Annotated in this window: 34 protein-coding genes; 3 read left to right on the forward strand and 31 right to left on the reverse strand. The window is 65.0% G+C overall.

What is annotated here, in order from left to right; genetic code table 11:
- Positions 1-79: 79 nt before the first annotated feature.
- The 10 genes from ACFU9P_RS07515 to ACFU9P_RS07560 form a co-directional block, all read right to left on the reverse strand.
- Positions 80-496 carry an NUDIX domain-containing protein gene (locus tag ACFU9P_RS07515; RefSeq protein WP_254407323.1) on the reverse strand — a complete coding sequence of 139 codons (417 nt, stop codon included), beginning with the start codon at positions 494-496 and terminating at the stop codon, positions 80-82.
- A gap of 83 nt (positions 497-579) precedes the next feature.
- Positions 580-906, reverse strand: a complete 327-nt coding sequence (locus ACFU9P_RS07520) for a hypothetical protein (protein ID WP_384078180.1) — start codon at positions 904-906, stop codon at positions 580-582.
- Positions 907-957: 51 nt separating this feature from the next.
- Positions 958-2,292 carry a UDP-glucose dehydrogenase family protein gene (locus ACFU9P_RS07525; RefSeq protein ID WP_384078181.1) on the reverse strand — a complete coding sequence of 445 codons (1,335 nt, stop codon included), beginning with the start codon at positions 2,290-2,292 and terminating at the stop codon, positions 958-960.
- A 98-nt stretch (positions 2,293-2,390) separates the two neighbouring features.
- Positions 2,391-3,617, reverse strand: coding sequence for a hypothetical protein (locus ACFU9P_RS07530; RefSeq protein ID WP_384078182.1), 1,227 nt, complete (start codon positions 3,615-3,617; stop codon positions 2,391-2,393).
- A 70-nt stretch (positions 3,618-3,687) separates the two neighbouring features.
- Complete coding sequence (locus ACFU9P_RS07535; RefSeq protein ID WP_384078183.1) at positions 3,688-4,191, reverse strand: NUDIX hydrolase; 504 nt, start codon at positions 4,189-4,191, stop codon at positions 3,688-3,690.
- Positions 4,192-4,277: 86 nt separating this feature from the next.
- Positions 4,278-4,817 carry an NUDIX domain-containing protein gene (locus ACFU9P_RS07540; protein WP_217308854.1) on the reverse strand — a complete coding sequence of 180 codons (540 nt, stop codon included), beginning with the start codon at positions 4,815-4,817 and terminating at the stop codon, positions 4,278-4,280.
- A gap of 3 nt (positions 4,818-4,820) precedes the next feature.
- Complete coding sequence (locus tag ACFU9P_RS07545; RefSeq protein ID WP_384078184.1) at positions 4,821-5,285, reverse strand: ATP-binding protein; 465 nt, start codon at positions 5,283-5,285, stop codon at positions 4,821-4,823.
- Between the two features lie 128 nt (positions 5,286-5,413).
- The gene (locus ACFU9P_RS07550) at positions 5,414-6,262 is read right to left on the reverse strand and encodes a helix-turn-helix transcriptional regulator (RefSeq protein WP_217308856.1); all 849 of its coding nucleotides are present in this window, start codon (positions 6,260-6,262) and stop codon (positions 5,414-5,416) included.
- A 21-nt stretch (positions 6,263-6,283) separates the two neighbouring features.
- A complete protein-coding gene (locus ACFU9P_RS07555) occupies positions 6,284-6,808 on the reverse strand; it encodes a DUF6879 family protein (RefSeq protein WP_384078185.1) in 525 nt (174 codons plus the stop codon).
- The gene (locus tag ACFU9P_RS07560; RefSeq protein WP_384078186.1) at positions 6,789-7,166 is read right to left on the reverse strand and encodes a hypothetical protein; all 378 of its coding nucleotides are present in this window, start codon (positions 7,164-7,166) and stop codon (positions 6,789-6,791) included. Before ACFU9P_RS07560 ends, ACFU9P_RS07555 begins: the two co-directional genes overlap by 20 nt.
- Before the next feature lie 68 nt (positions 7,167-7,234).
- Here ACFU9P_RS07560 and ACFU9P_RS07565 point away from each other — a divergent pair, with 68 nt between their 5' ends.
- Positions 7,235-8,413, forward strand: coding sequence for a helix-turn-helix domain-containing protein (locus tag ACFU9P_RS07565; protein ID WP_384078187.1), 1,179 nt, complete (start codon positions 7,235-7,237; stop codon positions 8,411-8,413).
- Here the strand turns inward: ACFU9P_RS07565 and ACFU9P_RS07570 are convergent.
- Genes ACFU9P_RS07570 through ACFU9P_RS07580 form a run of 3 tightly spaced genes read right to left on the reverse strand, consistent with a single transcriptional unit; the run spans position 8,403 to position 10,368 of the window.
- Positions 8,403-8,831 (reverse strand): hypothetical protein, encoded by a 429-nt coding sequence (locus ACFU9P_RS07570; RefSeq protein ID WP_217308860.1) that lies wholly within the window; start codon positions 8,829-8,831, stop codon positions 8,403-8,405. The genes ACFU9P_RS07565 and ACFU9P_RS07570 overlap by 11 nt on opposite strands.
- On the reverse strand, positions 8,828-9,175 hold the full coding sequence (locus tag ACFU9P_RS07575) for a hypothetical protein (protein WP_384078188.1): 348 nt from the start codon (positions 9,173-9,175) through the stop codon (positions 8,828-8,830). The genes ACFU9P_RS07570 and ACFU9P_RS07575 overlap by 4 nt, the downstream gene beginning before the upstream one ends.
- A complete protein-coding gene (locus ACFU9P_RS07580; RefSeq protein WP_384078189.1) occupies positions 9,172-10,368 on the reverse strand; it encodes a hypothetical protein in 1,197 nt (398 codons plus the stop codon). Before ACFU9P_RS07580 ends, ACFU9P_RS07575 begins: the two co-directional genes overlap by 4 nt.
- 2 nt (positions 10,369-10,370) lie before the next feature.
- On the opposite strand from ACFU9P_RS07580, the gene ACFU9P_RS07585 reads away from it, so the two are divergent.
- The gene (locus ACFU9P_RS07585; protein WP_384078190.1) at positions 10,371-10,526 is read left to right on the forward strand and encodes a hypothetical protein; all 156 of its coding nucleotides are present in this window, start codon (positions 10,371-10,373) and stop codon (positions 10,524-10,526) included.
- Between the two features lie 53 nt (positions 10,527-10,579).
- On the opposite strand, the gene ACFU9P_RS07590 is transcribed toward ACFU9P_RS07585, so the two are convergent.
- From ACFU9P_RS07590 to ACFU9P_RS07640, 11 genes are all read right to left on the reverse strand, one after another.
- The gene (locus ACFU9P_RS07590) at positions 10,580-10,930 is read right to left on the reverse strand and encodes a hypothetical protein (protein ID WP_384078191.1); all 351 of its coding nucleotides are present in this window, start codon (positions 10,928-10,930) and stop codon (positions 10,580-10,582) included.
- A complete protein-coding gene (locus ACFU9P_RS07595) occupies positions 10,927-11,544 on the reverse strand; it encodes a topoisomerase (RefSeq protein ID WP_384078379.1) in 618 nt (205 codons plus the stop codon). The genes ACFU9P_RS07590 and ACFU9P_RS07595 overlap by 4 nt, the downstream gene beginning before the upstream one ends.
- Complete coding sequence (locus ACFU9P_RS07600; protein WP_217311321.1) at positions 11,426-11,731, reverse strand: CHC2 zinc finger domain-containing protein; 306 nt, start codon at positions 11,729-11,731, stop codon at positions 11,426-11,428. The genes ACFU9P_RS07595 and ACFU9P_RS07600 overlap by 119 nt, the downstream gene beginning before the upstream one ends.
- Before the next feature lie 199 nt (positions 11,732-11,930).
- Positions 11,931-12,077, reverse strand: coding sequence for a hypothetical protein (locus ACFU9P_RS07605; protein WP_217308866.1), 147 nt, complete (start codon positions 12,075-12,077; stop codon positions 11,931-11,933).
- Positions 12,074-12,454: a hypothetical protein gene (locus ACFU9P_RS07610; protein ID WP_384078192.1), complete on the reverse strand. Its 381-nt coding sequence runs from the start codon at positions 12,452-12,454 to the stop codon at positions 12,074-12,076. Before ACFU9P_RS07610 ends, ACFU9P_RS07605 begins: the two co-directional genes overlap by 4 nt.
- Positions 12,455-12,466: 12 nt before the next feature.
- Positions 12,467-13,330, reverse strand: a complete 864-nt coding sequence (locus ACFU9P_RS07615) for an AAA family ATPase (protein WP_384078193.1) — start codon at positions 13,328-13,330, stop codon at positions 12,467-12,469.
- Positions 13,331-13,399: 69 nt separating this feature from the next.
- A complete protein-coding gene (locus ACFU9P_RS07620; RefSeq protein ID WP_384078194.1) occupies positions 13,400-13,837 on the reverse strand; it encodes a hypothetical protein in 438 nt (145 codons plus the stop codon).
- 118 nt (positions 13,838-13,955) lie between these two features.
- A complete protein-coding gene (locus ACFU9P_RS07625; protein WP_384078195.1) occupies positions 13,956-14,405 on the reverse strand; it encodes a hypothetical protein in 450 nt (149 codons plus the stop codon).
- 75 nt (positions 14,406-14,480) lie between these two features.
- Positions 14,481-15,401, reverse strand: a complete 921-nt coding sequence (locus tag ACFU9P_RS07630) for a hypothetical protein (protein WP_384078196.1) — start codon at positions 15,399-15,401, stop codon at positions 14,481-14,483.
- A 19-nt stretch (positions 15,402-15,420) separates the two neighbouring features.
- A complete protein-coding gene (locus tag ACFU9P_RS07635; RefSeq protein WP_217308871.1) occupies positions 15,421-15,687 on the reverse strand; it encodes a hypothetical protein in 267 nt (88 codons plus the stop codon).
- Between the two features lie 244 nt (positions 15,688-15,931).
- On the reverse strand, positions 15,932-16,402 hold the full coding sequence (locus tag ACFU9P_RS07640) for a hypothetical protein (RefSeq protein WP_384078197.1): 471 nt from the start codon (positions 16,400-16,402) through the stop codon (positions 15,932-15,934).
- A 123-nt stretch (positions 16,403-16,525) separates the two neighbouring features.
- Between ACFU9P_RS07640 and ACFU9P_RS07645 the strand changes: the two genes are divergently transcribed.
- Positions 16,526-16,879 carry a hypothetical protein gene (locus ACFU9P_RS07645; RefSeq protein ID WP_384078198.1) on the forward strand — a complete coding sequence of 118 codons (354 nt, stop codon included), beginning with the start codon at positions 16,526-16,528 and terminating at the stop codon, positions 16,877-16,879.
- A gap of 46 nt (positions 16,880-16,925) precedes the next feature.
- Here the strand turns inward: ACFU9P_RS07645 and ACFU9P_RS07650 are convergent, their stop codons facing one another.
- The 7 genes from ACFU9P_RS07650 to ACFU9P_RS07680 form a co-directional block, all read right to left on the reverse strand.
- A complete protein-coding gene (locus ACFU9P_RS07650; RefSeq protein WP_384078199.1) occupies positions 16,926-17,078 on the reverse strand; it encodes a hypothetical protein in 153 nt (50 codons plus the stop codon).
- 62 nt (positions 17,079-17,140) lie between these two features.
- Positions 17,141-17,944 (reverse strand): CHAP domain-containing protein, encoded by an 804-nt coding sequence (locus tag ACFU9P_RS07655; RefSeq protein ID WP_384078200.1) that lies wholly within the window; start codon positions 17,942-17,944, stop codon positions 17,141-17,143.
- 66 nt (positions 17,945-18,010) lie between these two features.
- The gene (locus ACFU9P_RS07660) at positions 18,011-18,346 is read right to left on the reverse strand and encodes a DUF2746 domain-containing protein (protein ID WP_217308876.1); all 336 of its coding nucleotides are present in this window, start codon (positions 18,344-18,346) and stop codon (positions 18,011-18,013) included.
- On the reverse strand, positions 18,343-19,452 hold the full coding sequence (locus tag ACFU9P_RS07665) for a tail fiber domain-containing protein (RefSeq protein WP_384078201.1): 1,110 nt from the start codon (positions 19,450-19,452) through the stop codon (positions 18,343-18,345). The genes ACFU9P_RS07660 and ACFU9P_RS07665 overlap by 4 nt, the downstream gene beginning before the upstream one ends.
- A gap of 219 nt (positions 19,453-19,671) precedes the next feature.
- Positions 19,672-21,630, reverse strand: a complete 1,959-nt coding sequence (locus ACFU9P_RS07670; protein ID WP_384078380.1) for a siphovirus ReqiPepy6 Gp37-like family protein — start codon at positions 21,628-21,630, stop codon at positions 19,672-19,674.
- Between the two features lies 1 nt (position 21,631).
- A complete protein-coding gene (locus tag ACFU9P_RS07675; RefSeq protein WP_384078202.1) occupies positions 21,632-22,474 on the reverse strand; it encodes a phage tail family protein in 843 nt (280 codons plus the stop codon).
- The gene (locus ACFU9P_RS07680; RefSeq protein ID WP_384078203.1) at positions 22,475-25,789 is read right to left on the reverse strand and encodes a hypothetical protein; all 3,315 of its coding nucleotides are present in this window, start codon (positions 25,787-25,789) and stop codon (positions 22,475-22,477) included. It lies immediately after the preceding gene.

The following is a 25,789-nucleotide window of genomic DNA, read 5'->3' on the forward strand; positions in this document are numbered from 1 at the left end:
CGCCATCCGCTGTCCTCGACCCCGTTCCAGCCCCTGAGTCCGTACCGGAGGCCGATCCGGTCTCGGACCAACCTCAGGTTCAGGAAACGGCGGCCGTGAGCTGACGAATGTAGTGCCGGATATGGGGCGGGACCTTCTCCGGAAGCTTGTCCAACGGGAAGAGCCGTAGGGCCTGGCCCTCGCCAAGGACAAGATCACTCTCCCGTCCATCCCAGGTGCCGTAGAACACATGAGGCGGATTCTTTTCCGACCCGTGAGGGACGACTGCGGCTTCTTCGATGGTGTCCGGTGTGATGCCGGCCTCTTCTTCGATCTCCCGGAGTACGGTGTCCATCCAAGATTCGCCCAGCTCCTGTCCGCCACCGAGGAGTGACCAGTACCCGGGCCAGCAAATATCGGGCTTCTCGTCTCGGAGGTGCAGAAGGATCTCACCACGGCTGGTGACGATGACAGCGACGCATCCAGGATCCTTCTTCACGGGCTCATCGGTGGTCACGGCAATCCTTCTTCGGTGTGCACGACAACGGCGGCCCCTACCGTAGTGGCAGGTGCCGCCGTGTCTCAGGATTGCGATGTGCTCTAGGCGTTCTCTCGCTTCGCGCGGTCGTAGCCGTAGTCCAGGTACCGCTTCCACACCTCGTCGGCAGTGCTGTCGGGAGAGATGCGATCGAGTGCGACCATCCCCGCCATGATCGCGGCACAGATCTCGTCCTGGACCTCGGGGAGGGTCGCGTTCACAGCCCCGTTGGTACCCCACCCCTTGTACCGCCGGTACAGCTCCGCGGCCTCGTTGGACTCCTCGGAGACCTTCGTGATGAGGAGTAGCTCCTTAACCGGCTCCTCGGCGCCGCTGCGGCGCTCGTCCCGGCCGCGCAGTTCTCGAATCTTGGTCCACAGGTCTGTCATGTGAGTCTCCAATCTCGGGAATGCCCAGCGGGTTTGCCGGGGCAGGTGGCACTACACCTTGGGGAGCTGCTCAGGTCGGCCTAGCTGCCAGACCTCCCAGCCCGCCGCGACCCACGCATCCGAGTCGACGGCATTGCGTACATCGACAAGAACCCTGCGCTGGACGACTTCGCCCGCCGATGAGGGGAACTTGGTGTCGTGGGTGAACTGCGGCCACTCGGTGGCCAGTACGACGACTTCGGCCCCTTCAAGGGCCGTCGCTGCGTCATCCGCGTATGTGTATTCCGGGTGGAGACGCCGGGCGGCGTCGTTGGACTCGGGGTCATAGATGACTGCGCGGGCGCCAGCTTCGTGCAGTCGGCCTGCAAGGCGGAGCGCCGGGGAGTTGCGGACATCACTGGTCCCGGCCTTGAAGGACGCGCCCAAGACGGCGATCCGGGCGCCGTCGACCGGGGCACCGTGGGCCCGCTCGACGAGCCTGGTGGCCGCGTCCAGCCGTGAGTGATTGACGTCTTCAACGGCCTGGAGCAAGGCGTGGGCACGCGTGGCGCCGAGGTCGCCCACGCGCCAGGTGAAGGCCCCGGTGTCCTTGGGCAGGCAGCCCCCGCCGTATCCGATGCCTGGCCGCATCCCGCCATGCCCGATCCGGGGATCGATACCGAGGCCATAGGCGACGGTGCTCACGTCGGCACCGACAAGCTCACAAACCTCGGCCATGGCGTTGATGTAGGAGATCTTCGTGGCTAGGAACGCGTTGGCGGCAGACTTCAGCACCTCGGCGGTGGGCGGGTCAGTGACGATCAGCGTTACGTCGTTCCGAGCCAGGATCGGCGCGTATACCTCTTCGATCGCCTTCTGTGCCGCGGATGAGGTGAGGCCGGCAACGATGCGGTCGGGGTACAAGCTGTCCTCTACAGCATGTCCCTCGCGCAGAAACTCGGGGTTCCATACGAGGTCGACGCCATCAGCCGCCTCAGCGGTCACGATCTCCTGGAGGCGGGCGACGGTTCCCACGGTCACCGTGGACTTTCCGACGATCGTGCACGGACGCCTGAGCAAGGGGGCAAGCGACCTGACCGCGCCTACAACCTGGTCCACGTCGTAGCCTCGGCCGTCTTCGCGGAGTGGCGTGCCAACCGCGATGAAGTGGAGGTCGGCGAACTCGGCGGCCTCGGCCAGATCGCTGGTGAATCGCAGACGACCTGTTGGGACGTGCTTTGCCAGCAGGTCGTCAAGGCCCTTCTCGTAGAAGGCGCCACGTCCACTTTGCAGAATCCGGCACGTCTCCGGGTTCAGTTCGACACCGATAACTTCGTGCCCGAGTTCCGCCATCGCAGCGGCGTGCGGAGCGCCAAGGTGGCCGCAGCCAATCACCGAAACGCGCATTGCTGTCCTGTCTTTGGATTCGTGGGGCGCACTTTGCTCGTGCGCCCCACGACGCTACCGCGCCCCGAACTCCTGTCTGTGCGGCCTCTGTTGGCTGGTCAGACCTTCAGTAGCTCGCACAGGTGCGTCAGAGCCGGGATTGCCTCTTGCCGGACGACGACATCGCCCTCCCTGGCCCCTTCGATGGGGTACGCCTTGAAGACGCCGTTCTCCACCAGCCCTTCCGGATCGACGAAGAAGACCTTCATGCCCCTCGCGCGAGCCCGCGCCTGGACCGCCCTCCGATCCGCGTGGAGCCCGACGACCAGCAGCGCCTTCGCGTCGTCCAGGAGCGGAACCGGCGGAATCTTCTGGTCGTACCGGCGTACGAACACCTCTTCCAGCCCAGCACGCGCCGACAGTACGTCGAAGTTGTGGGTGATGACGGGCCCGACCATGTGTCCGGCCTCGTGGAGGGCCTTCAACGACTCATGGGCGGGGGTGGGCCGGGCAACGACGCACGCCGCGAACATCCGCGTCAGGTCGTGGGCCTTGCTGGGAGCATCGAGGAGCATCTCCTGAACAAGGGTGTCCGCCTGGGGACTCAGAGTGAACGCGTGAGACTGCGTGAGTGAGTTGTCCTTCCTCTCGGTCACCCGGTAGACCTCGTGGAGGTAGTGCAGGGGTGGTATGCCTGCCTCGATCGACGTGCCGCACCCGACCTCGACTTGGAAGGGCAGGAAATCGAGCAAACCGCTGAGGTCTTCGGCCATGGTTGGAGTGCCGCGCTTCTCCTTGACACGCATGCCGCCGGCCAGCACGTCCCAGGGCAGATTTCGCAGTGCGCGCGGCACCTTGAAGCCCTCGGAAGTGATCTGTACGTCAAGCGAACGGAAATCCTTGGGCGTCTTCCGGTCCGCCCGTTCGTCCTGTGGGTGGATCTCATGGTCAGCGATGTTGACCACCAGGTCACCCTTGTGCCAGCCGTCCGACCTCTCGCGCCAACGGCCCTCGATGAGCAACGCGTTGATGTGCTTGGCGTACGAGTCGATCTCGCTGGACGGAGCGAGGTGCGATACGAAGAGGTACAGGTCGGACAACACCAGCCGCGGAACCGGGTGGGTGTAATCCAGGTCGTACCCGTACCGATAGTGGACGACTCGACGGCGGCCGGCACTGTCCTTGCTCCATCCCGACTGTTCGGCGTTGGCCGGGTCCTGAGTGCGACGCCAGATGCCTTCCTCGACTGAACGGGGCCGCTCGTGGCCGTTCCCGGCGAAGTGCCTATTCCAGGTCTCTACTTGGCGGTCGGACATCTGCTCGATCACGGGGTAGGGAAGAAACACGATCGTTCTCCTCACGGTTGATGGTGCGAAGAGGAAGAGCCGAGGAGTTTGCGGCGAACTACGGGGTTCGCTACACGCTCGGTTGTTCGTACATCGGCAGCCCGAGCAGCAGCTCCTTGAAGGAGTTCGTGCGTAGGCACTCGATGGATTGCTGGATACGCAGAAGTTCGTGGTCGATGGCCAACTCGCCGATCGCTTCAGGGGCGAGCCACTGAGCCTCGGTGTACCCGCTTGAGGCGGCCACGGCGATCTCTTGGCCAGGCGGTAGCCGAGCGTGGTAGATGAAGTTGGAACCCTCGTGGAACCAGCCGGGCCGCTCCGGAGAATGGTCTACCGCGATCAGTGCACCCACCGAGACCCGCACCCCCAGCTTTACTGCCAGAAGCCGGTTCGCGGCCCTCCTCGACAGTTCATTCGGCTCCGCCGAGCCACCCGGGAGCCCGTACTCCGAGATGGCGGTCCAGTACGAGCGGCGAATGACGGCGAACTCGCCATCCCGCTCAAGCAGTACTAGCGCGCCGACCCGGCGCGGCGGTGGGTTCTCGAAGTAGTCGGGCTTCGTGTCGTTTGTCAAGCCTGCCTCCCTTCCAAAAGTGCGGGTCGGATTTCAGACGTTGCTCTGCCGATTGCCGACGTGTGTGAATTGCTGGGAATGAGGGCTCACACGGCGCTCCCGAGCCGAGTGGTGATCCGCTCCCGGAGGAGGGGGTTGCCCACGCCCGACAAGGGGAGCCAGGTTGCTTCACCCGTTTCGATCAGGCTGGGCGCAAGCGCACCCGAGTGAGCGCAGAAGAAATAGCGGAAGCCCACGCGTAGTCGGGGTCCGTCCTCCGGGGCGGCTCTCGACACGTCGACTACCAGAGGAGTCGGTTCGCCGGGCATTGTCCACACGTCGTAAACGCCAGCGAATTCCTCCAACACACGAAGGGCTGTCCGACTCAGAGACTCGTCTTCGCTATCTGGGACGCCCTCGGCGAAGGCCCAGCCACCACCATTCCTCAAGACGAGAACACGATCCTGCTCGTCCAAGAGCAGTGCTCCCGCCTTCACCACCGGGCACCGCCCGTTGTGGAGACAGCGCCCCTGCCTCGAATGTTCTATGGCTGCGTCATACAGCGGCATCAAGGCCATCGTCTCGCCGGGATGGAGATGCAGGTACTGGTTGAGTTCCTTCACGATTTTGCTGTCTACGACGCTCACGAGTCACGCTCTCGCGACTCTGTCGTGCTGCGTCAACTCGGTGACGTCGTCGAATTCGAACCAGACGAACTTGCCGAACGGGCGGGAGCCAACACCCCACCGAGATGTGAGGGCTTCTACGAGGAAGAGGCCCCTGCCCCCCTCGTCGACGGCGGATGGGGCCCGAAGCTTAGGCCTCTTGCGTACGGGGTCGTGGCACTCGACTCGGACGTTGAACCGCTCGACTTGGATGGCCAGTTGAAAGCTGCCGTCGCGCGGAGTGCCGTGCTGAATGGCGTTGGTGGCGAGTTCTGAGACGCACACCACGATGTCCTCGATTGTGTCAGCCGAGAACAGGCCGGCAAGAGCGTGTCGAGTGAAAGCGCGAGCTTCGCTCACGGACTCGTTGCTGGGCTTGAATACTTTGACCGCGCTCACCCCGGCGAGCGCGTCGTCACGCTGCCGCGGATTCAGCCCCGTGCTTGCCATGGGCGAAGCCATAGGTCCCCTCCGAGTGCTGGAACCCGCGGCCGAGCCGCGAGTCGTCCGATCCGTACCAACGACGCTAGGAAATCGCGAAGTTGAGGGTCCACTCGGTTGCACGTGGTTGCACGATTTCATCCAAGGGCATCGATGGCGCGCGTGATACGGGTACGGGCTTCTGGCCCACGCAGGGCGTGTTGGGATAGCTGATTGAACGCTCGAAGGTAGGTCTGGATCTCGCCCGGACTACTTACGTTGATCTCTGCCGTCAGAGTCTCAACAGCCACCTGAGCTTCGTCGAAGGCGTAGAACGCCTCCAGCGGCCAGACCGTACGCCGAGCTTCGAAGGGGATGATCCCGAGTGACACGTTCGGCCTGGCCATGACGGACAGAAGCGATCCGAGCTGGGCGGCCATGGCGGCCTCGTCGCAGACGCGGTAGTACAGCACCGTCTCTTCGAGCAGCAGAGCGAAGCGATGCTCCCCCTCGAAGATGACGCGAGAGCGGGCGAGGCGGGCGGCCACTGCCTGCTTGACGTCGTCGGGAGTGCCCTGAAAGGTCGTGATCGAGCGCAACAATCCCGTGGCGTACTCGCCGATCTGGAGCATTCCAGGTACGAGATTCGAGGCGTACACGCGGAAGGTACGGGTGCGCTGATAGAGCGGGGTGGTCTCCTCGTGCACCCGCCGCATGCCGTCACGGTGGAGTTGGCGCCACTCGACGTACATCGATTCGGCAGTACGGGACGCTGCGATGAGGTCGGCGGCCAGCTCGGGGACAGAGCACGCGTTGCACCAGGCGCGGATGTCATCGTCCGAGGGCGGCGTGATGCCTCGCGCGATGCGCGAGGACTTCGACTTGTGCCAACCGCAGAGATCAGCCAGCTCCAGCCCCGTCAGGCCGGCATCGAGCATCGCCTGTTTCAGGCGTTCGGCAATCTTCGCGCGAGCTGCCCGAGCTGACGAGAGGGGGGACTTGGACATGAGCTGGCTGATCGTCCGCCGTCAGATGCTGTACTTCTCGTGAGGGATGGCGCGCTCCCACACGTCCTCGAATGCCTTGGCGCATCGGGTGGCGGCAGTCGAGTCTTCGGTCTGGTCGGTCCGGATCCAGCGGCCGGCATCGTCGAAGACGTTGAACTGGACGAGACGGCCGTCGAAGAGCCAGAAGTCGTGCTCCGGGAGCACGATGTCCGACGCACTGCCCCTCGGCAGCCAGCGCACCTCTTCGCCTGCGGCTACGTTCGTGAAGGTGAACGAGTGCTCGTAGCGGATGTACTCGCTCGGAGGCTCCGAGATGACGCGAGCGCGGCGGATGAGCACACCCTTGGCGGTCACTTCCTGCACCAGGTCGAGCCAAGGGCGCCACCACGATGCACGGTCGGACGGGTCGAGCCTGTGTCCCTGCTTCCAGGCGTCGAAGCCCGCTGTCTCGTTCCCCATGTCGTAGGTGTCGCGCAACTCCAGATGAACCGCAGTGTGCTCGACAGCACGGAGCAGGTCTGCAAAGCTACTCAAGCTCTGCGACATCAAGCGCCTCCCTGAGAAGCGGGATCATCCGCTTCGGTACTCGGACGATCCCCTCATAAGAGGGCATCGCAACATCCTTATTACAGGTCGCCTCCGTCTGCGAGTCGACCTTCACACCCTGAAACAGCAAGTCCTTGGCGTCCTCGTCCACCCAGACGGCCGGGGAACCGTGGTCCCCGGATTCCGGGTCCTTCCCGACGAACCGTAGTGCCACGCTGACCTCCGATGTCGAGCGGGTTGCAGTCGGTTGCACGGGCGTTGACATGCGGGCCAAGAACGTCAAGGCCAGCAGCATCCCGTGCAACGCGGCTTTACCCGGCGTCACGTTGTTGGGACAGTAAGTGAACTCTCTTTGCATCAAGATCAGTTCACACAAGACCCGCACAACCGGCCGACGACCCGCCGCAGCCTGGAACAGTGGGAGCCATGGACAGCACACCTGCCGCCGGTGAGAACATCTCGGTACTGCGCAAGGCCCGCGGAATGGGCCAGACGAAACTGGCCCGTCTGTCCGGGATTTCGGTTTCGTATCTGAGCAAGATTGAGAACGGCAACCGCCCGGCGACGCCCCCCGTGGTCGCGGCCCTCGCCAAGCCCCTGCGCGTATCGACCGCACGGATCTACGGGCAGCCCTTTCTCGGCCTCACGGAACAAGCCGATCTGCTCAATGATCTCCGGGACGCTGTTCGACGACACACTCTTCCCAGGGAAGACACTCCGGCCCCCGAGGAGTTGGCGGAGGGACTGCGCAGGGCTGCTCGGCTGCGGTCGGACACGAAGTACCTCGAACTGCTGCGGGAGTTGCCGACACTGCTCGGGCAGGCCACAGCCACAGCACTCGATGCCGGGGGAGACGCACTCGCTTGGGGGCAGCTCGCTGACCTGTACGGCTGCGCATACACAGTGACACATCGCTTTGTGCAGCCCGATTTGGCTGACATCATCGTTGCTCGGCAACAGTGGGCGGCACAAAGGACATGGAACCCTGCCGCCGAGGCAGCCGCCGCCTGGAACGAAGCGGGAACGTACCAGAGTGCCGGTGCATATGAAGACGGCTTGGCGATCGTCGAGCGGGCTCTAGGCCAGTACAGGGGCGGGCGAAGCAGCGGGCCTGAATCGGTCGTCGTTCTTGGATCACTGCATCTGCGTGGGGTTGTGCTCGCCTCGCGGCATCGGGACAAGAATGCGACCGAAGAGCACCTTCGGCACGCCAAGCGATACGCCTCTCAGATCGACGGGGACGTGCTGATGCACAACCTCACCTTTGGCGTGGGCAATACGGCCCTGTACGAACTCGCGGCTCACGTCGAACTGGACCAGCCGAACAAGGCCGTGGAGATGTCGACCACGCTTGTTGAGGAGCCGCCCCCTGGGCTGAAGCCGAACCGGCTCGGGCGACTCTTTATCGACCTTTCGCGGGCCCGGCTGGCGGTGAAGGATGTGTCAGGAGCGGAGGAGGCGCTTAAGGCCGCCTTCCGGGTGTCGCCGCAGATGGCGGAGATTCACCCGATGAGCCGCGAGGTCTTGCGGGTGCTGTTCGTCATGCACCAGCGCGCCCGGCCTGATCTTCTGGCCATGGCCGAACGCGCTGGTCTCACCGCGTGAAGGCTGTCGCGAGTTCGCGTGACTCTGAGGCGAGCATGGCGGCAGCCGACTCCAAGGCGTCATAGCTGTCAACGTAGTTCGTGCCATTCAGGTGTGCGGCGAGCTTCCCGATGCCACGCTCGCAGCGGTAGCGCACGGCCCTCCCCGTGACGCCCTGAAGTGCTCCGGACTCGTCGTCCGGTAGGTCCGCGCCGAAGCGCAGAACGAGGGCCTGGCGCTCGCCGATGGAAAGAGGAGCTGTTGCCCAACCCCGCCGGATGTCGGCGAGGTGGGCGAACAACGTTCCCGCGGCCTTCGCGTCGACGCTGCCCTTGGGCATGTCCGCGTCCGGAGCGATGGGGCTGCGGATGCCGTACGCCGCCTCCGGGTCCCACACCGCTGTTAGAAGGTGCTCGACGAGGCGTCGGTCGTAGGTCATAGGCCGCTTCTTTCGACCGCATGCCGGGCAGCCTCGTATGAGATATGCCCAGTTCGGCGCTTCGCCTCCGTCAGCCATCGGTCGCGCAGCCGTTGAGACATCCAGCGGTGCAGCATGCCGGCACCCGCCTCTGCGAGGATTCGACGCACCTCACTGGCTCGTTCCGCAGTCACCATGACCGCTTCCTGGAAGGCGTCCTCGTACTCCAAGGTCAGGCCGTAGTCCCGGGCGAACCCGCGGGCAACGGCCTGGGCGACGCGCTCGACCTGCGGCTCGGTGAGGACGGACCAGTCGACTGCCGTTACGGCTTCGGCTGGTTCGACATGACCGAGTTGTGGGGTCATCGGACCACCTCCTTGACCGGCACCTCGCCGTCCTTGGTCACAGCGACGACCAGGCCCGGCGCTCCGGTGGTGCCCCGGGAGTGCCGCCACCAGGTGGATTCGCTCTCCATGGCCGGGGGCTGGATGAAGGTGCGGGGGCCGTCCGTGTCGACGAACTCGTGATGCAGGTGTCCAGCAATCAGAAGATCGGCTTGGTGCATCGCGCTCGCCTTGTTGAACGCCTGGCCCTTCCACCATTCGAAGTGCTTGCCAGGGCGCCACTGGTGGCCGTGGGCGTGGGCCACGACGGTGCCGGAGCAGTCGACGACGACCGTCAGTTCATCCGTGTCGGGCACGTAGCACTCGACGTGGCCGTACAGGTCTGGATTCAGTTCTAGGGCATCGCGCACCGAGATCAGGGCTTCGGTGTCGTGGGAGTCGTCGTACCTCGTCACGCCTCGGCCCGCGAAGCGCACCGCCTCGCCATGGTTGCCCGGCACTGCCGCCATGGTGAACCTCTCCGCGAGCGGAGCCATGGTCATCGCGCCGTGCAGCATCACTCGGCGGGTGAGGCGGATCTGTTCGGTAAGGGTGAGCTGGGTCCGCCACGCGTTCGCGCCGCCCTGTGACTGGAAGCCCTCGACGTGATCGCCGAGCCAGGCCAGGTGCACATGCCCGATGGCGAAGCGTCTGCGATAGACCTCCAGCAGTTCAGCCGTCTGGTTCAGGCAGTCGATCGTGCGTTGAAGAGTGCCGGCCGGGCCGTCTCCATCGAGCTTGCCGAACTGCATGTCGCCGATCGCGACAACGAGAGTGTGATCGCCCTGGGGCAGCCCGCCCGCAGGCCAGCGAGGCTTGTACACCTCGACGGCTTCGAGCAGCTCGGTGATGTCCGGGCGCTCGTCTTCCGGGGCAATCGCGTTGCGGGCGAAGGAAAAACGGGTGCTCAAGCCGGTGTCGCCGTTGGGCATCGTCCACTCCGAGGAGCGGAAGCCCTTCACCTCCCACTCGGTGGGGTCGAGCCCTTGCGAGCGCAGGACGGTGGCCGCGGTGCCCTTCGGGTCCATCTCGACCGGGCCTCGTACGGTGACCTCGGCCGCGTCCCCGGACACCTCGATCTGCCGGGTGAAGTCGCGGTCGGGGTCTGTCTGTCGGGCCGGTACGGATGGGCCCACAGGCTTGGAGAGAAGCTCATCGAGCAGGGTGTCACTCAAGCGTGGTCGCTCTCTTTCTGGCGCAGTCGGCGCCGGTACGTGCGGATGGTGGATGCGGACACGCGATGCCCATAGCGGTCGAGGATCCAGACGAGATCCTCGGCGGCCGTGCCCTCAAGGAGGTGCCGCTCGAACGCTTCTCGCTCGCGTTCGCCTAGGGCCTTCCAGATCCGCTGAAGACGAGGTCCCGGATTGCCCGGCAGGACTTCGCTCACGGGGCGGCCTGGTCGAGCGACTCGGCCGCCGCGACGGCGACCGCTGCGAGACGGACCAGGCCGGAGCGGTTGTGCTCCGGGTCGGTCTCGGCGAGCGCGCCGAACGCGGCAGCCAGGACGGCGGAGTCCCAGCCGGAGGTCTCCGCGAGCGTGCGGCTGTGCTCGATGGCACGCCATCGGTTGGACTGGCGCTGGTGATACGCCCGTCCCTTCGCTGGGCGCTCGCCTCCCGCGACCGGCAGGTGCCGGGTGCCGAGCACCTTGCGTGCGGCTTTCACCTCTGCCAGGACGGCCGTGGTCGGATCGGCCTTGCGTGCCGACTGCTTCGCCGGCGTCGTCTCGGTCAACTCACCATCTCCTTGCTCATCAGGCTGTACAGGGCTTCGGCTCCGCCCCGCATATAGGTCTCGGTCACGTCACCGCCGCGCAGGCGGATGCCTTTAGCGCGCCGCAAGGCCCGGCAGATCCTGTTGGTGAGTTCGGCGCCCGAGTCATCGGGGTCGCCCCACACCCAGATCTTCGAGAACCCGGCGAGCATCCGGCGGTGCCGGCCGAGCCAGAGCGCGGCTCCGGGGATGGCGACGGCGTGGAAGCCGACTTTGCGAAGGATGATCCGGTCCAGCTCGCCTTCGGTGACGTGGATTTCCTCACCGGCCGCGTGAATGGAGTCGACGCCGTACATGCGGGGCGGGTCGTCTTTGACGGTGTAGTACTTGCCGTGCCCGAGGGCCCGGTGATCGTGGTCTTCCAGGCAGCGGAACCGGATCGTCAGCGGCTGGCCGGTGCGGTCGAGGTAGGGGATCGAGAGCATCCCTCGGTAGCGGGCGTGACCGGGAGCGGGGTCAGCGACGACGCCAAGCCGGAACGTATCCACCTCGGCTGGCCCGATCCCGCGAGCGAGAAGGTACCGAGCGGCGTCTGCCGTAAGCGCTGCCTGATAGGTGCTCGTCGCCTCCTCCAGCGTCGCGCACTGCGAGGGCGAGAGAGGCCGCAAGGGATTTCGCTCCGACAAAGGTGGTCGGCTCCTTTTCCATGATCAGTTCGTAGCTGTCCCCGCCCTTGTGGCAGGAGTGGCACTTCCACACCTGCCGGTCGAGGTTGTAGGAGAGTGAGGGGGTGTTGTCCTGGTGCAGGGGGCAGCGGGCCATGCCGTAGGACCGGTGTGGGTTGAAGCCGACCCCGTAGTGTTCGAGCACTGCTTCCAAGGTCGGCCTCGTGCCGTCCTCGTCGTCGAAGGTGCGGCGCCCCGGGTGGCCAAACCTCACGGGAGCATCCAATCCAGGTCGTGCGTGTTGATGTCGAAGAAGAACTCCTCTTTGGCGAGGAGGAGTTGAGCGTCGAATTCGGTCATGCGACCCGCCGACCCCTGAAGCAGTCGCTCTCGCTGTCCCAGCCCAGCTCGGTCAGACCGTCCGGTTCGTTGGTCTCGTCCAGGAGTTCGGCCAGCTCGCGGGCCAGTCGCCTGTGCTCGGCGATTTCCTCGAAGAGCCTCATGCCGCCTCCGGTGGCAAGTCGAAATACTCCTCGACGGTGGTCAGGACGTACGCCCGGCGCCAGTTCGCTCCCCGGCGGCGGACGATCACGATCACGTCCACGTCCTTCGGCTCCAGGCCACGGTGGAGCGCGAAGTTGTCGCGCTCCCGGACGGCCTCTTTGATGAACGCGCCCGGCTCGAAGGCGGCGTTCTTGGCCTCGATGACCAGGTGTCGGCCGTCGTCCCAGCGCACGACGTGATCGCCCTCGTCGTCCTTGCCGACCAGCCGCAGCCGTTCGATGTCGACCCTGGCCTCTCGGAGCCGGTCGCGGATTTCCGCTTCCCAGTCCGCACCCCTCCGCTTGCTCTTGCGGTTCCGCGCTGCTACGTCGTTCAACTCTTACAATCCTCACTGCCTCAAGGCGTCGAGCGGCGACCACGCGCGGGCCGCGGGCTGGGATGGGAGGTGGGGTTCCAGCTTGGAGAACCTCGTGGTCTCCGGATGGCACCGCAGCGTCGCGTACCGACGCGCGGTCGGGTCACTCGGGCCCATCCTTTGTTTGATCACAGCGATCTTGAATTCGAGCGAAGTTGGGTCGAGCGCGACGGAGAGCGACAGCTCGGGCTTCTCGCTCAGGCCACCTTTCACCTGGTCCCGGCTGGGCGGGGTCCACGGATCGCTCTTGGCTTCCCATGACTTGTCGGATGCGTGATGGAGGACAATGACCGTGGACTCGGTGGCACGAGCCAGCTCAGCCAGCCCGCTCATCACCGCCATCTGCTCGTTGTAGTCGCTCTCGGCGCCCTCGAAGTCCATCAAGTTGTCAAAGACCAGCACGGCCGGATACGCGTTCCACAGCTCGACGTACGCTTCCAGTTCCTCGTCGACGGCCCGCCAGGTGATCGGCGAGCCGAACGAGAAGGTGATCCGGCTACCACTCAGCGCGTTGAGGTACGTCTCGCGGTACCGGCCGCCCTCGGCCATCCCCGCCTCGACCATCTCGGTCGTGTCGCCGGTCGCCAGGCTCGCGAGTCGGGAGGACGCAGTGAAGGCACTCATGTCAGCGCTGAAGTACAGCGTCGGCAGGTTCATGCTGGCGACCCAGAACAGGGCCAGCCCGGACTTCTGGGTGCCGCTTCGGCCAGCGATCATCACGACTTCGCCGTGCCGGGGCCGGCAGCCGAGGTTGTAGAGCGCGTCGAACGCCTCGACGCGAGGAAGTTCCTTGCCCGACTCCGAGTGCAGAGTCAGGGACCTTGCAGGGGTGAGCACTCCGCGGTGCCTCCTTCCATCGGTGAAGCCGGGGGCGGCCAGGGCGACCGCCCCCGTACTGGCCACTGCTCAGTCGAAGTCGGGAGCGTCCGTCACGGCCGCGTCGACCGCCGCGTCCCGCTGAGAGGCATAGGTGACGACCTGATTGCGAATGCCCGAGTCGGTTATCTGCCTCCAGACCCACGCCGGGTGCGCGCCCGGCTTTGTCGCGGGTATTTGCGCCACGGTGACTAGGACGGCACCACCGACGACGGTTTCGAGATCGCGGGCAAGAACGGTCTGCTCGATGCGCTGCCCCTTCGAGACCTCGGGCGCGAGCCTTTCGAGCTGTTCCGGGGTCTTGAAGACGGTCACATCACACAGAACTGAGTCCTTCGGTCCGTTGGGCGTCGGCCGCTGCCGGTCGAATGCCTTGACCTCCACGAGAATCGCGACCGCATCGGCTACTTCCTTTGGCTTGAACCAGCCACCGTTAGCGGTTGGGATGTCCATGAGGTTCAGGGGCACTACTGGTCTCCACTCTGTCGGTGAACGGGGTACGGGTGGTGCTGCGCGGGAGCGCGAAGTATGAGCGAGCCCGCTGCGATGCAGGCGGCTACAGCCGCACTGAGGATGCGGCGGGCCATTACGAACCCTTGAGGGCCCGACCGCGCGCCTTCCAGACGTCCATGACGGCCTGGTCGCCGAAGGCGGTCTGGTTCGTCGCCCACAGCCGCCGCAGCTCGTCCGTGTTCTTGCAGGCCGCGATCTGCTCAAGTACCGCGCTGACCGTCGACTGCGCGGCGGCTGGGGCCGCCTCTGCCGCCTTCCATGCGGCGGTGGGCTCCGGGGTGGTCTGGGGCACGATCCGTGCGTTCAGCCCCTTCACCACGGTTGTCGTGCTCTGCGCGATCTGGCCGGCCTCGACGACGAGTTCGTGTAGCGAGAGGCTCGCCACACTATTACCATCGAGGCTGAAAAAAGCCGTGATGTCCTCGCGGACCTCGATCGGGCTGCCGCGAAATACGGCCCACGAGTCGTCGTGGCCCCGGCCGTACTTGATTGTGACGGTGGTAGATCGACCTTCGTCGGCCACTCGCTGTGCCCCTCTCTGTTCTCGCCGCGCGGACTCTGCGGCTAATGCCACACTATCTCAATCGTCGAGCAGAAGCTAGCGTTGGTTGAACTGAACCAGGGCACTCTTCGCGGATCGCATCCGGCGGAGGTCCAGCGCCAACCGCGCGGCCTCCCAGCCGAGGCGGAGATCCGCCCAGTACAGGGTGCAGCGCGCTTCCCCGGCGGGCAGGTGGATGATGATGCCCCAGTCCTTGTTCACGGCCGGGACGGGGGCGTACGCGGCGGATGCCACGTTGGCCGGCACCACCGACTTCTTCCAGGCCGCGAGCGCCTTCTTGTCACCGTCGTCCACGGGGCACAGCGTGTGGTCGTACAACTCTCCGCGCGAGTAGACGGCGAGCTGGGCTGCCATCTTCAGGCGGCCGTGCCGCACCGATCCGGTCTTCAGGTCGCCGATGAACAGGCCCTCGATGTGCTCTCCTTCGGGGCCGGGTCCGGAGTACCGGAGCATGCGGTCGAACGTGCCCCCCGCTCCGAGTTCATCGACCACGACGAACTGTTCGACCGCCACCACGTCGAAGTCGACGGTCTCCACCTTGTAGGCGGCCATGTCCGCAACGTCGCTTGGCGAGCTGCTGGCGGGCAGCTCCTCGCCTCGGTCGACGTACTCCGACAGGGTGTGCAGGTGAGTGCCTCTCTTCCGCTTCACGCTGGCCCCTGCGATGTCGGCCGCCTGTTCGGCGAGGGTGTTCAGGCGACGCTTGTCACTCGCGTCGTCCGGGTCGAGTTGCCTCACCATGTCCAGGAGGGCGGGGCGCCTCGCGGTCCCCATCAGTGTCATGCGTTGGCGCCAGTCGGACAATGCCGACTTGTCTTCGATGCAGTCGATGAACGTGGTGGTACGGGTCAGGCTCCGCGGCTTCCCTCCGCCCTTCGGGACGACCAGGGGGCGACCCCATCCGTCGCGGGGGACGCTCGGACTCGCGGTCGGTAGCTCTTTCAGGTCAAGCGGCACTCTCGGTACCTCCGGATGGTCAGGCGATGGACTTCAGGTAGAGACGAATCGAGTCGTCCGGCAGGACTTCCGGCTCACAATCGTCTTGGTCGAGCAGGCTCAGGCCCAGAGCTTCGGCGGCCCGAAGGACTTCGGTGAGGTCCTCCGTCGTGTGGTCGGGGCTCGCCGTGATGTGGAAGTCGAGCTGCTCCTCGTCGACGTAGAGCGTGACACCCGGGCGACAGATCAGCCGAGCAGTCCTCGGCTGGTCGACAGTCCCGGAATCCGCCCCACGGCCGTGCGTCATGCACTGGCTCCTCTCCCTCGCCGACGCGTCCCCAGCCCCGGCGTTCGTTCGATTTCTGTTCCCTAGTTGTCTCGCCTGTCGAGGACGGCAAGGTCAACCCTTTCAAAAACTACCGGAAGCATCCCCTCCGCCTAGTGTCGTATGGGAGGGTTGACGCTCCACCTCGGGTACGACGAAGCCCCAGGGATGTCATCCCTGGGGCTGATTTCGGTGTAACGAGAAAGGGCCCCGTAGTGGGGCCCTTTCAGTCTTCCGTCTCCACCTCGGCCGCTTTCTCTTCCGCCTTGAGTTCCTTCGGCGCGCGAATCAGGTCAGTGTCCGTCTCTTCGCGCGGCACGAGAAAGAAACCGGCCTCAGTGTCGGGGTCGTAGTAGACGACACGGTTCTTCTCTTCCAGCGTCGCCTTCCAGTTGTCGAGGCGTTCTCGCTGGTCAGGCTTAAGTTCGTGCCCCGCTCGGCTCCGCGCTTCATAGCGCAGCATTGTCAGCGGATACTTCCAACGGTGCTTAGCATCGACAGCCCACGGAATCAAGTCGGTGTCCCTGGTGATCTGCCGATCGAGTCCCTGGCGGTGTCGGAAGGTTGCCCACATTGAGGTGGTCGTTTCAATGCCGTACTTCTCAAGGTACTTCGCGACAATCCAGGAGTAGGACTTGCCCTCCTCGATCCAGCGGACGGCTTCGCCCGTGTTCTGTACCTTGGACCTGGCCGGCATGTCGTCCTTCCCTTGATGGCGTCGTCAAGCAGCGTGAATGGGATGGTCCGATCACGCTGGCTCTACTGTGCCATGTAAGAGTTGAGCCCGTCAAGCAGAGACCAGTGAGCAGGTGTAAGGGTTGTGCTCGTCGAAGTGAAAGTTCGGGTGTGCGACACGTGCAAGCGTGTCGGAGTACCCACCAAGATGTACACCATTACGGACGACGATGGCCGCGCGGGCGAAACCGACCGGTGCATCGACCACGCCGAAGCGTTCGAGGGCGTGCTCACCGAGTCCCGGCCGGAGGACACCCCCGCTTCGCCTGCACCCGCCGCCAAGGCCACGGTGAAGAGGGCCCCGGCGAAGAAGACCGCTGCCAAGAAGGCCCCGGCAAAGAAGGCCCAGGCGAAGAAGTCTGCGTCTCGCGGGCACAGCAAGACGCCGGAGATGACGATCGACGAGATCAACGCCGCCAAGGCGGCCGGCAAGGCGTAACGACGAGAAGCCCCCGCCAGCCAAGCAGGCCAGCGGGGGCTACGAGTCAGCTTCCGTCCTCGACGCCCTCGGAGGCGTCCGGGGCGACCACACCGATCGCGGTAAGAAACTGCACGATCACGGCCACTTCCGGCCGATCCGCGAAGACGACGGCCGCGATGCTGAAGAGAACCCCGAGCGCGGCTGTGACGGCGCCCACTCGGGTGCGGTACCGCACCGGGAGAGCGTTCACAATGGCTGCGATTGGGCCGCGGATCTTGCTCACTTGCGTCCCGCCTCCTTCTGAAGCTCCTTGAAACCGCTCGGCCCGATCGCCGGGTCGTACGACTTTCCCTTACTCCGGTACTTGGGGTTCTTGTTGTGGAACCGCCCCACGGCCTTCTGGGTCTCGGGCCCGTACAGATCGGTTACAGAGCCTGGGATCGGGCCGTACCCGGCCTTGATGAGGAGCTGCTGAAGCTCCTTCACCTGCTTGTGCCGAGCGCCGGGCTTCACTGCGGACGCCAGCGCGACGATGGTCGAAGCGGGCTTCGCCGGAGTGCTCGGCTTGGTGGGCTTCGGGGCCTGCGTCTTCCATGCGGGGTCAGCGGATGTGATGCCCTCGGCGAAAGCCGGGTAGCCGTATCCGAACACGTATGTATCCCGGCGCTTCCGCTTCTTCAGATAGACGCCGTCACCCTCGGCAGAGCCGTTCGCGTTGGTGTTGCCTTCCACCGTGTAGATGTAGGTGTCGTCGTAGTTGTAGACAAGGCCGGTGTGCGATCCGCCTCCCGAGCCGTAGAAGACCTGGGCCCCCACCGCCGGATATGCGCTGAACCGCTTGCGCTGCTTGAACCAGGCCACCCCGCTCTCGCACGAAGCCGTACGCGGGTACAGGCCAGCGAGGCCGGCCTTCATCGCGCACCACGAAACGAACGTGGCGCACCAGGGCTGGAAGTCACTCCACTCCAGTCCGGGGACCTGATCCGAATACTTCTGGTTGTTGTTCCAGTGGCCGGACTTCTGGCCTTCTCGGTAGCCGTTCTCGGCCTTGGCTATGCCAATGATCTTCTGGGCTTCGCCCATGCTTTTGCTCCTTAGGACACACGAAAGGCCCTGCCACCGTGTGTGGCAGGGCCAATGAGAATGGGGCTAGTTGGCTATGTGCTCGTCCAGTCGTTCGGCGACGGCGAGGCGTTCGGCGCGTTCGTGCGCCAGCTCGGTGCGCAGGGCGGTGATGCTGCGGCTGTGCTCGGCCTGGCCTTCGAGTACGCGGCCGAGGTCCGCGAGGACTCGGTCCAAGTCGTCGCGGAGATTCGTCGAGTGGGTGTTGACGACCTGCTCACGGGCTTCCTGCGCGTGCTCGGCAACTTCGGCGATGGTGCTGCCCTGGCGGCGCAGCAGCTCGACCAGGACGCCGAATCCAGCGGCAACGATCATTCCGCCCGCCGAGACGGCAGCGACTTGAACGGAGGGGTCGAGACTCACTGCCTCAGCTCTTCGACGAGGGCCTCCAAGCGCTCGATCCGCTTCGCCTGGTTTTGGACGACAGGCAGGAGCGCCACCCCGAGGAGGTCGTACCGAAGGGCGTCGACTATGCCGTTCTCGTCTCGGGTGACGATCTCCGGGAGATGCTCGGCGACTTCCTCAGCGATCAGACCGAACTCGTTCCGCTGGTAGTCGTCCGAGCCCTCCTTCGGGCGCCGGTCGTAGATCCGCGGGCGCAGTGCAAGGACGGCCTTGGGGGCGATGTCGTGGTCCCGCACGTTCTGCTTGAACCTGAGCGAGCTGGTGTTCCGCGCGAAGGTTCCGTCCCCCTGCACCCATACGGCGTAGTACGTGCCCGAGCCGCTCACACTGTCGTTGTGAACCCGCTTGGTGCCGTTGGCCCAAGAGATGGTGTCGCCCGCTTCCAGATACGAACCGTGGGAGTGTGAACTCGGCGCGAAGGTAGAGGGACGGCCCGTGATGGACGACCACGAGTGCGAGTGGGTGACGGGCGGGAAGGTCGTCGGCTTCCCCGATACCGCTCCCCAGTCGTGCGTATGACTCGATGGCGGAAAGGTCGTCGGTTTGTCGGTGAGATCGCTCCAGCCATGAGAGTGCGCTGCGGGGGCGAAGGCCGTGGGACGGCCGGAGATGTTTGACCACGTAACCGTGGGCGCGAGGTCGGCCCAGGCCGCGCCATCCCAGTACTCCCACGCCTTCGTGGTCCGGTTGAGTCCGAGCTGACTGACGCGAGGAGTGGTCGGCCGAGTGTTCGTGGTCCACGTGCCGACGCGTGAGCCGGAATAGCGTCGCCCCTCAATGATGGCGTCAGCCGCAACGTTCGTGACACCGGGCGAAACTCGGACGAGGCCGAGTGACAACTCGTAGATGCCGGTGTCGGTCTGTGTCACATCGATCGCTTCGCCACCGGCCACCCCCTCCAGAACCGTCAGGGCGATGCTGTTCGCGGTGGGATCGAGCCGGAGCACCACGCGATCCCGGCGCTCCGAGCTGCCGGCTGCCGCGATATCGAGTGGCTCGATGCCCGTGGAGAAGAAGGCGTGCCCGCGCAGAATCGCGAAGCCGGGCTGCACGAAGACCTTCATGCCGGACCCGTCCGCGAAGACTTTGAGATCGGTGCTTTCCGCCGACCCGACGACTCCCGAGTCCTGAAATTCGCGGAAGAGGCGGCTGTACTGGGATTCGGTCGCGGCCTGCCCATCGAAGGGGTACGAGCTTTTTGCCACTAAGCAGTTCCTTTCTGTGGCAACGGAAAAGCCCCCGGCATGCGCGGAGGTCGGTGGAGGGGCGAGGGGTTGGCGGGCTCATGCTGCAAGGGCGACCCAGAAGCGGTTCGGGCCGCCTTCGAACGCAGCGAAGTTGAGCGTGCTCGGGAAGCTCGACACGGAGCCGATCACACCGAACCGGTGGATGTTGTTCAGCCCGAACCGGCCCGGTGGAGCGCTCGCGGCCGAGTCGGCAACGAGCAGTGCGGGGCCGTCGATCGGGCTCGTGGTGTATTTGAACCACCAGGCCACGTAGTAGATGCCCGGGGGCAGTGACACGCTCGCGGTGAGTGGGACGGCGACCGTGCCGCCCCCGATGTTGTGGACGCCGGGGAGCTTGGTCTCTCCGACCATGTCGCCGACCTGCGCAACGCGCGTGCCGGCCGAGTTGAAGATGCCTGCGTTGCTGCCTACTTGAAGGCCGCCCGCGTACCCGAAGACGTGCCAGACGATTTTTGACACCGTGGCGGTGGCGTGGATCGGTACGGCTGTGACGCGGAGCGACCCGGACGAGGGATACTTGTAGTCGGACATGCCGAGGCCGGGGTCGAACGCCCAGGTCTTGAGGCCGAGGTCACTCGGGAGGAAGACCTCGGGTAGCTGCGTGAGCGCGACCTTGCCTCCAGCGTCAAGGGACGCCACGCCATTCGCAGTGCCCCTCGCGGTTGTAGCGATGGCTCCTACCTGCGCGGCGGTGTGCGTGTGCGCAGCAGGCGAAGCGCCGACATCGGTCGCGGTGAGCGTAATGCTCGGCGCACTGAATCCGTTGACGGATTGGATGACACCGGGATCGCCCTTGGGCCCCTGCGGCCCGGGAGTGCCGCCCGTCCCTCCCCCCTCGGATGTCCTCTCCAGCGCGGAAACGCGCTGTTCGGTGCTCTGCGAGCGTTGCCCGGAAGCCGAGTTCGGGTCGAAAGCACTCGGGTCACCAAGCAGGGCTCCGGCCTGGAAGCCACTGTCATTGGCCTTGATGACCATCCCGGTGACGGGTGCTGTCAGCTCCTCGCCTCCCGCGATCACGGTCACGCGATCACCGAGGCCCCAGTCGACGCCGAACTCGGCTGTGGAGTCCTCGACCGGTACGGCCTGCACGGCGGTCGCCGTGAAGCCTTCGTCGGCTAGGACTTCATTGCCGGCCTGGGTGAGTTCATCGAAGTTGTCGGTGTTGCGCTGGTCGACGAAGCGCTCAATGCGGCGGCCCCAGTCCTCCTCGGCGCCGACCGAGGTCGCGTTATCGACGGGCACAAACGTCCGGTCTACCTGTGCGCCCTGGCCTGCGACGATCACTCGGGTTGCCCCGGGCGTCGAGACCGAGACGCGTTGACCGGCGAGGCTGCCGGCCAGGACGTCGAGCCGTACCTCCTTCGTCCGGTCGATTACCTGGTATGTCTCGAAGACGAGTTGGCTCCCGCGCTGGACGATACGGAACCCGAGGTCCGCGACGACTGCGATGGCTGTGAGCAGTTCGCCCAGGGTGGGGAAGCGGGCCGACTTGGAGATGACCGGGCCTCGTCCCTGGTCCACGCCCGTGATCAACCCGGCCTTTCGTCGAGCCGCAGGTGCGAGGGGTCCGCAGTTCGCGGAGACATAGGCGTGCATCAGGGTTTCGGCCGGTCCGGTGCGCTCGTCATGCCCGGCCGCCTGAGTGGTTACGTCGGGATTGGAGGGCTGGGGCCAGGCGAGTATGTCGGCGAGGATCACCGAGTCGGAGACCCCGTCGAAGACGATGCTCCCGCGCCGGTCCTCCGGGGTGGCCGCGTACTGGGAAGAGACAACCGGCCCGGATATCAGCACGTCGCCGGGGCCTGTGACGATCAGCCCGGCCCCCGGTGTGCGGAGCACGCTCGCGAGCGGGTGTTCCGAGGCCATTGTGAGTTTCCACGTACCGACGTTGTTGAAGGCGTCTGCGACCTCGAAAGCGAGGTCTTCGGGGCGGATGAGGCCGATACGGGTCAGGGTCTTGTCCCTGACCTCGACTGTGAGATCCGCGAGTTTCAGTTCAGATCACCAACCATCGCCGCGGCCTCCAGGAACACACGATCTTCGAGGCCGCCGTGGTGTCGAGGAGTTGCACGTTGGCGGTCGACAGTCCAGGCGGCACCGTCCAGAAGCGAGGCGCCGACGCGAGATCGGCGTACCGGTTCACGCCCTGGCCGTCCGTGACCGTTCCGGCGCGCGTGTCGACCGTGAGCCGCTCTGTCGAGGTGAGGACTCCAGCCCACCGCAGGACATCGCCGTTCGGTGCTGTCAGGGTGAGGTCCCGGCCCGGCCCGTAGATCTCCCACACCGGGTAGGCATCGGCGTCTCCGGTGTTGTCGAGCTGTATCTCCCCAATGGCCTGCGAAGCGGCGAGCGGAAGAGAGGCCATCGCGGACAGGAAAGGCGTGCCGACGTCGCCGCCGACCGCCTGCCTAGACACCTTGTCGGCCGTGAAGAAGGGGTCAGGTGCCCGCCAGGTGATCACCGTCTCAACGTCGTACCCGCCGTCCAGCTCTATGTCTCCGCCGCCTGTGCGGACAATCGATGTGGACCAACGTGCTCCCTCGTCGTCCACCACGACGAGCGCGCAGGGGCTGGCGACAGCCCGCGCCAGTCGGGAGACGAGTGTGCCGAGGTGTCGTCTGTCGCGACCCACGATGTCGAGGGGCATGTCGAGGGTCCGGGACAGGGCCCGTTGGCCTCGGTAGCGCGCGCCGTCCCCGGCACCCTCCAACCACTGAACTGCGACGGGCGGCAGGCCAAGACCGGTGAGCCCTGTGGTGGCTTGGTACCCGACACCGGTTTTGGCCACCTCGTTGAGGTCGAGCTGATCGCCTGGGGTTTCCAGCAGGAGCGCAGTCACTCACCACCCCGCCATCCGTGCCCTGTTGGCTGCGGCGAAGAGGTCCTCCTCGGAGTCGAGGGAGGAGCCCGGGGCCGCGTAGTAGTTGAGAACCCGCGTCGTGCCGCCCCCTTCGGAGCGGGCGTTCAGCGCACTGGACAGGGCCGTGTTGATGGCATGCGAAGCACCGGTCTGCCTCACGCTTGGCAAGGCGAACGAGGTATCCGCCACCTCGTCGGTCAGTCCGCGGAGTGACTTGCGAACGGCGTCGTACCGGGATTCGAGGCCCTTGATGAACCCGTCGATGACGAGTTGGCCGGCGCTCACCAGGAGCACCCGGTCGAGGGACTCCGGACCTTTCCAGTCGGTCAGTTTGGACGTCAGCGACCCGAGCTTGTCCTTCACCGTGCCGAACATCGAGGTGATGCCGTCGATGAAGCCGCGGATCAGGGCTTTGCCCGCGCTGACGAGCGTGGAGCCGAGGCTCGAAAGAGCAGCCCTCGCCCGTCCGGGCAGTTCCCTGACGAATCTGATCGCGTTCGTGACGCCGGTAGAGATGGCCCGCCCCAGGGCGGACATCGCCGAACCGGCCGCCGACTTGATTGCTTCCCAGCCCGCCGAGAAAAGCCGGCCGAGGCCGGACATCATCGAACTGCCGAGGCCCGACAGAGTGGAGCCGAATCCGGTGAACGCTGACTTGATGGCGTCCCAGATGACGACGCCTGCCATACGGATGCCGCCCCAGGCCGCATCCCAGAGCGCGCGGATGGCTTTGAGTGCCTTCCCGGCGATGCCGAGGATTCCCACGTTCAAAAAAACTTCAAGGGCTCCGAGAATTACATCCCAGATTCCCTTCAGTATTCCTAGAATTCCATCCCAGAGATCGGAGAAGCCCTTCTTGAAGGTATTCCAGTTTCCGGTAAATATTCCCTCGAAAATCCCCCAGGCGATTTCGAAGACGCCCTTGATCGTCGACCAGATTCCCTTGAAGATCTCGACAAGACCCTCAAGGACCAGGCCCACCCCGTTGACTGCCGCGACCAAGGCGCCACCCAAGATCTCGATGACGAACTGAAGCGCAGGGACCAGGACCGGCATGGTCACGTTCACGACCGAGATCAGTGCCTGAATAAATGGCTGAAGGGCTTCAGCCACTCGGGTAACCGCGTCCGCGAGCGGAGGAAGAATCGCCTCCACTACAGATTGCAGCAAAGGGATAAGCGGAAGGATGATCGCCGAGACGAGCTGCAAAGCCAGGGCGATAAGGGAAGTCAAGGCCGTTATGACATTGGTCCCAATGATTTTCGCCACGACCGCCAGAATTGGAGTAAGTCCGGTGGCGAGTTGTGAAACGAGTGGAGCGACCGCGCTTACAGCTTCCATAAAAAGCGCGGCTACCGGAGGTAGAATTGTAGCGAGTGTCTGGAAGGCGGAGCTGAGAAGTTGACCGACGGTCGGAACGAGCTGCTGGGAAATTATTGGAGTAAGTTGAGAAATTGCTCCAGTAAGGGTTCCGCCGAGCAAATTGATAATCGGGGTGATCGCCGGGAGAAGTGCTGTAAAAGCGTTCGAAAGCGGAATCAAGGCGGCGGCAACGAGTGGGCCTAGCATGGCCGCGAAGGCACCGACGACAGTCATCAGCGCGCCGAGGGCTCGGCCCAGTGGGGCCATCGCGGGAGCGAGTCCGGTCACTGCGGCCTGAAGGCCGTCGAACAGGGCATGTACACCGCTCATGACGCCGGGCTGGTTCAGCCCGTCCGCAACGGCCGACAAGGCTGTTCCGATGATCTGCCCGACCTGCGGAAGAATCGTTTCTGCAAGCTGGGCAACCTGCGAGAGCAATTCTTTGACCGCCGGGCCCGACCGGGTGGCGATGGCGTTCATCGCCGCATGGGCGCCCTGGAAGACGCCGATCAGGCCCGCTTGGAAGCCTGCGCTGTCCACAGTGCTGTGAATGCGCTCCAGCGTGTCGGCCATCATGCCGAGCGAAGAGCCACCCGCAGCCTCGGCAGCCCGCGCGATGCCAGCCAGGATGCCGCCGACATTCAGCAGAACCGAGCCGAGATCCTTGAGAGCCTGAATGCCCTCGTCGATCCAGCCCTTGAGGTTGCCGTTCCCCTCGGACTTCGTGAGGAAGCCGGAGAACCGTGTACTGATGTCGACGAACCACTGAGCCAGCGCGGGCAGGTAGGACGTGCCGACCTGGCCGAGGACAGCGATGATGTTTGCGAAGGCGCCCGTACCTGTGGTCGCGACGGTGATCGACGCGGACAGGTCCGTGAACATCTGCGTCAAGGCCGGGTTCAGCGCGCCCTGTAGAGATGTGGAGAAACCAGCGAAAAATCCACCGAGTTGGATGGAGGTCTGGGCGACCCCGGCCGTGAACTCCGGGAGGAGTTCGTCGACCATCGTGCGGATGGGCTCCGCGGCTTTGGCCCAGAAGTTCTCGCTGATCGAGTCTTGAAGACCCGACAGAGCCGCCTTGACCTCGGGAAGGATCTTGTTGAAGTCTCGGAAGGCGGCGATGGTGACGCCGAGGCCGACAGCCATGCCGCCGAGCAGGCCGGGCAGAAGGAGCGCGGTCGCGCCGATCGAGGCGAGCGACGCCGACAGGGCAGCCAAGTTCGAGGCCGCCGAGAGCCCCCACCCAGCGAGGCCGGCAATCGCGAGCGAGAGCGAACCGATGATCGGGACGCTCTTGTCGAGGTTCTTGAGAGTGTTGCCGAGCTTCTCGAAGATGCTGTTCAGGACCCGCGCGCCGGACAGCGCGGCCAGGGCTGTCGCCACCTTCAGGACGGCAGTGTTGTCCAGTTCGGGGACGATCGGCACCGTACGGGGGCGGGTGAGGACTTGCAGCCGCGCGGACACGGCGGCACCGGTCCCGTTGGCGATGTCAAGCTCGACTCTCACCTTCAACGGCGAGACGCCGTCGAGCCAATCCTTGACTTTCTGCTTGGCCTGATCCGCAGAGCGCTGGTCGAGTTCCAACTCGATCCTGCCGGTGGCCCTGAGGTCGTCGACCTTGAAGGCGACCTTCTGGCTGTTCGCCCGGTGCTGGAGTTCACGGGCCGCTTGGCGTACGGCCGTTGCCATGCCATCGGTAGCGATCTTCGTGTAGAAGCGGATCTTCCGGGAGTTGACCTTGTTGTCGCGGTTGATGTCCCGGACAGCTTCGAGGACGCCTCTCCGCGCGCCGGTCGTGTCGATCTTCGTATTGATCGTGACCGTGAGCTGTTGCTCGATACGGCGGAGCTGCTTCTTCGCCTCTTCTTTGAAGTCGGAGGTGTCCGGCAGGACGCGCACAGAGATGCGCCCGATCACCTGGCCCGCAGGCAT

The organism is Streptomyces sp. NPDC057617 (assembly GCF_042800555.1).
GTDB lineage: Bacteria > Actinomycetota > Actinomycetes > Streptomycetales > Streptomycetaceae > Streptomyces.

What these genes read in the sequence shown, in the direction of transcription:
- ACFU9P_RS07520 (WP_384078180.1), bottom strand. Translation starts at nt 906, where the DNA reads ATGACAGACCTGTGGACCAAGATTCGAGAACTGCGCGGCCGGGACGAG.
- ACFU9P_RS07525 (WP_384078181.1), bottom strand. Translation starts at nt 2,292, where the DNA reads ATGCGCGTTTCGGTGATTGGCTGCGGCCACCTTGGCGCTCCGCACGCC.
- ACFU9P_RS07545 (WP_384078184.1), bottom strand. Translation starts at nt 5,285, where the DNA reads ATGGCAAGCACGGGGCTGAATCCGCGGCAGCGTGACGACGCGCTCGCC.
- ACFU9P_RS07550 (WP_217308856.1), bottom strand. Translation starts at nt 6,262, where the DNA reads ATGTCCAAGTCCCCCCTCTCGTCAGCTCGGGCAGCTCGCGCGAAGATT.
- ACFU9P_RS07555 (WP_384078185.1), bottom strand. Translation starts at nt 6,808, where the DNA reads ATGTCGCAGAGCTTGAGTAGCTTTGCAGACCTGCTCCGTGCTGTCGAG.
- ACFU9P_RS07560 (WP_384078186.1), bottom strand. Translation starts at nt 7,166, where the DNA reads ATGCAAAGAGAGTTCACTTACTGTCCCAACAACGTGACGCCGGGTAAA.
- ACFU9P_RS07565 (WP_384078187.1), top strand. Translation starts at nt 7,235, where the DNA reads ATGGACAGCACACCTGCCGCCGGTGAGAACATCTCGGTACTGCGCAAG.
- ACFU9P_RS07570 (WP_217308860.1), bottom strand. Translation starts at nt 8,831, where the DNA reads ATGACCTACGACCGACGCCTCGTCGAGCACCTTCTAACAGCGGTGTGG.
- ACFU9P_RS07575 (WP_384078188.1), bottom strand. Translation starts at nt 9,175, where the DNA reads ATGACCCCACAACTCGGTCATGTCGAACCAGCCGAAGCCGTAACGGCA.
- ACFU9P_RS07600 (WP_217311321.1), bottom strand. Translation starts at nt 11,731, where the DNA reads ATGGCCCGCTGCCCCCTGCACCAGGACAACACCCCCTCACTCTCCTAC.
- ACFU9P_RS07605 (WP_217308866.1), bottom strand. Translation starts at nt 12,077, where the DNA reads ATGAGGCTCTTCGAGGAAATCGCCGAGCACAGGCGACTGGCCCGCGAG.
- ACFU9P_RS07635 (WP_217308871.1), bottom strand. Translation starts at nt 15,687, where the DNA reads ATGACGCACGGCCGTGGGGCGGATTCCGGGACTGTCGACCAGCCGAGG.
- ACFU9P_RS07640 (WP_384078197.1), bottom strand. Translation starts at nt 16,402, where the DNA reads ATGCCGGCCAGGTCCAAGGTACAGAACACGGGCGAAGCCGTCCGCTGG.
- ACFU9P_RS07655 (WP_384078200.1), bottom strand. Translation starts at nt 17,944, where the DNA reads ATGGGCGAAGCCCAGAAGATCATTGGCATAGCCAAGGCCGAGAACGGC.
- ACFU9P_RS07665 (WP_384078201.1), bottom strand. Translation starts at nt 19,452, where the DNA reads ATGAAGGTCTTCGTGCAGCCCGGCTTCGCGATTCTGCGCGGGCACGCC.
- ACFU9P_RS07680 (WP_384078203.1), bottom strand. Translation starts at nt 25,789, where the DNA reads ATGCCTGCGGGCCAGGTGATCGGGCGCATCTCTGTGCGCGTCCTGCCG.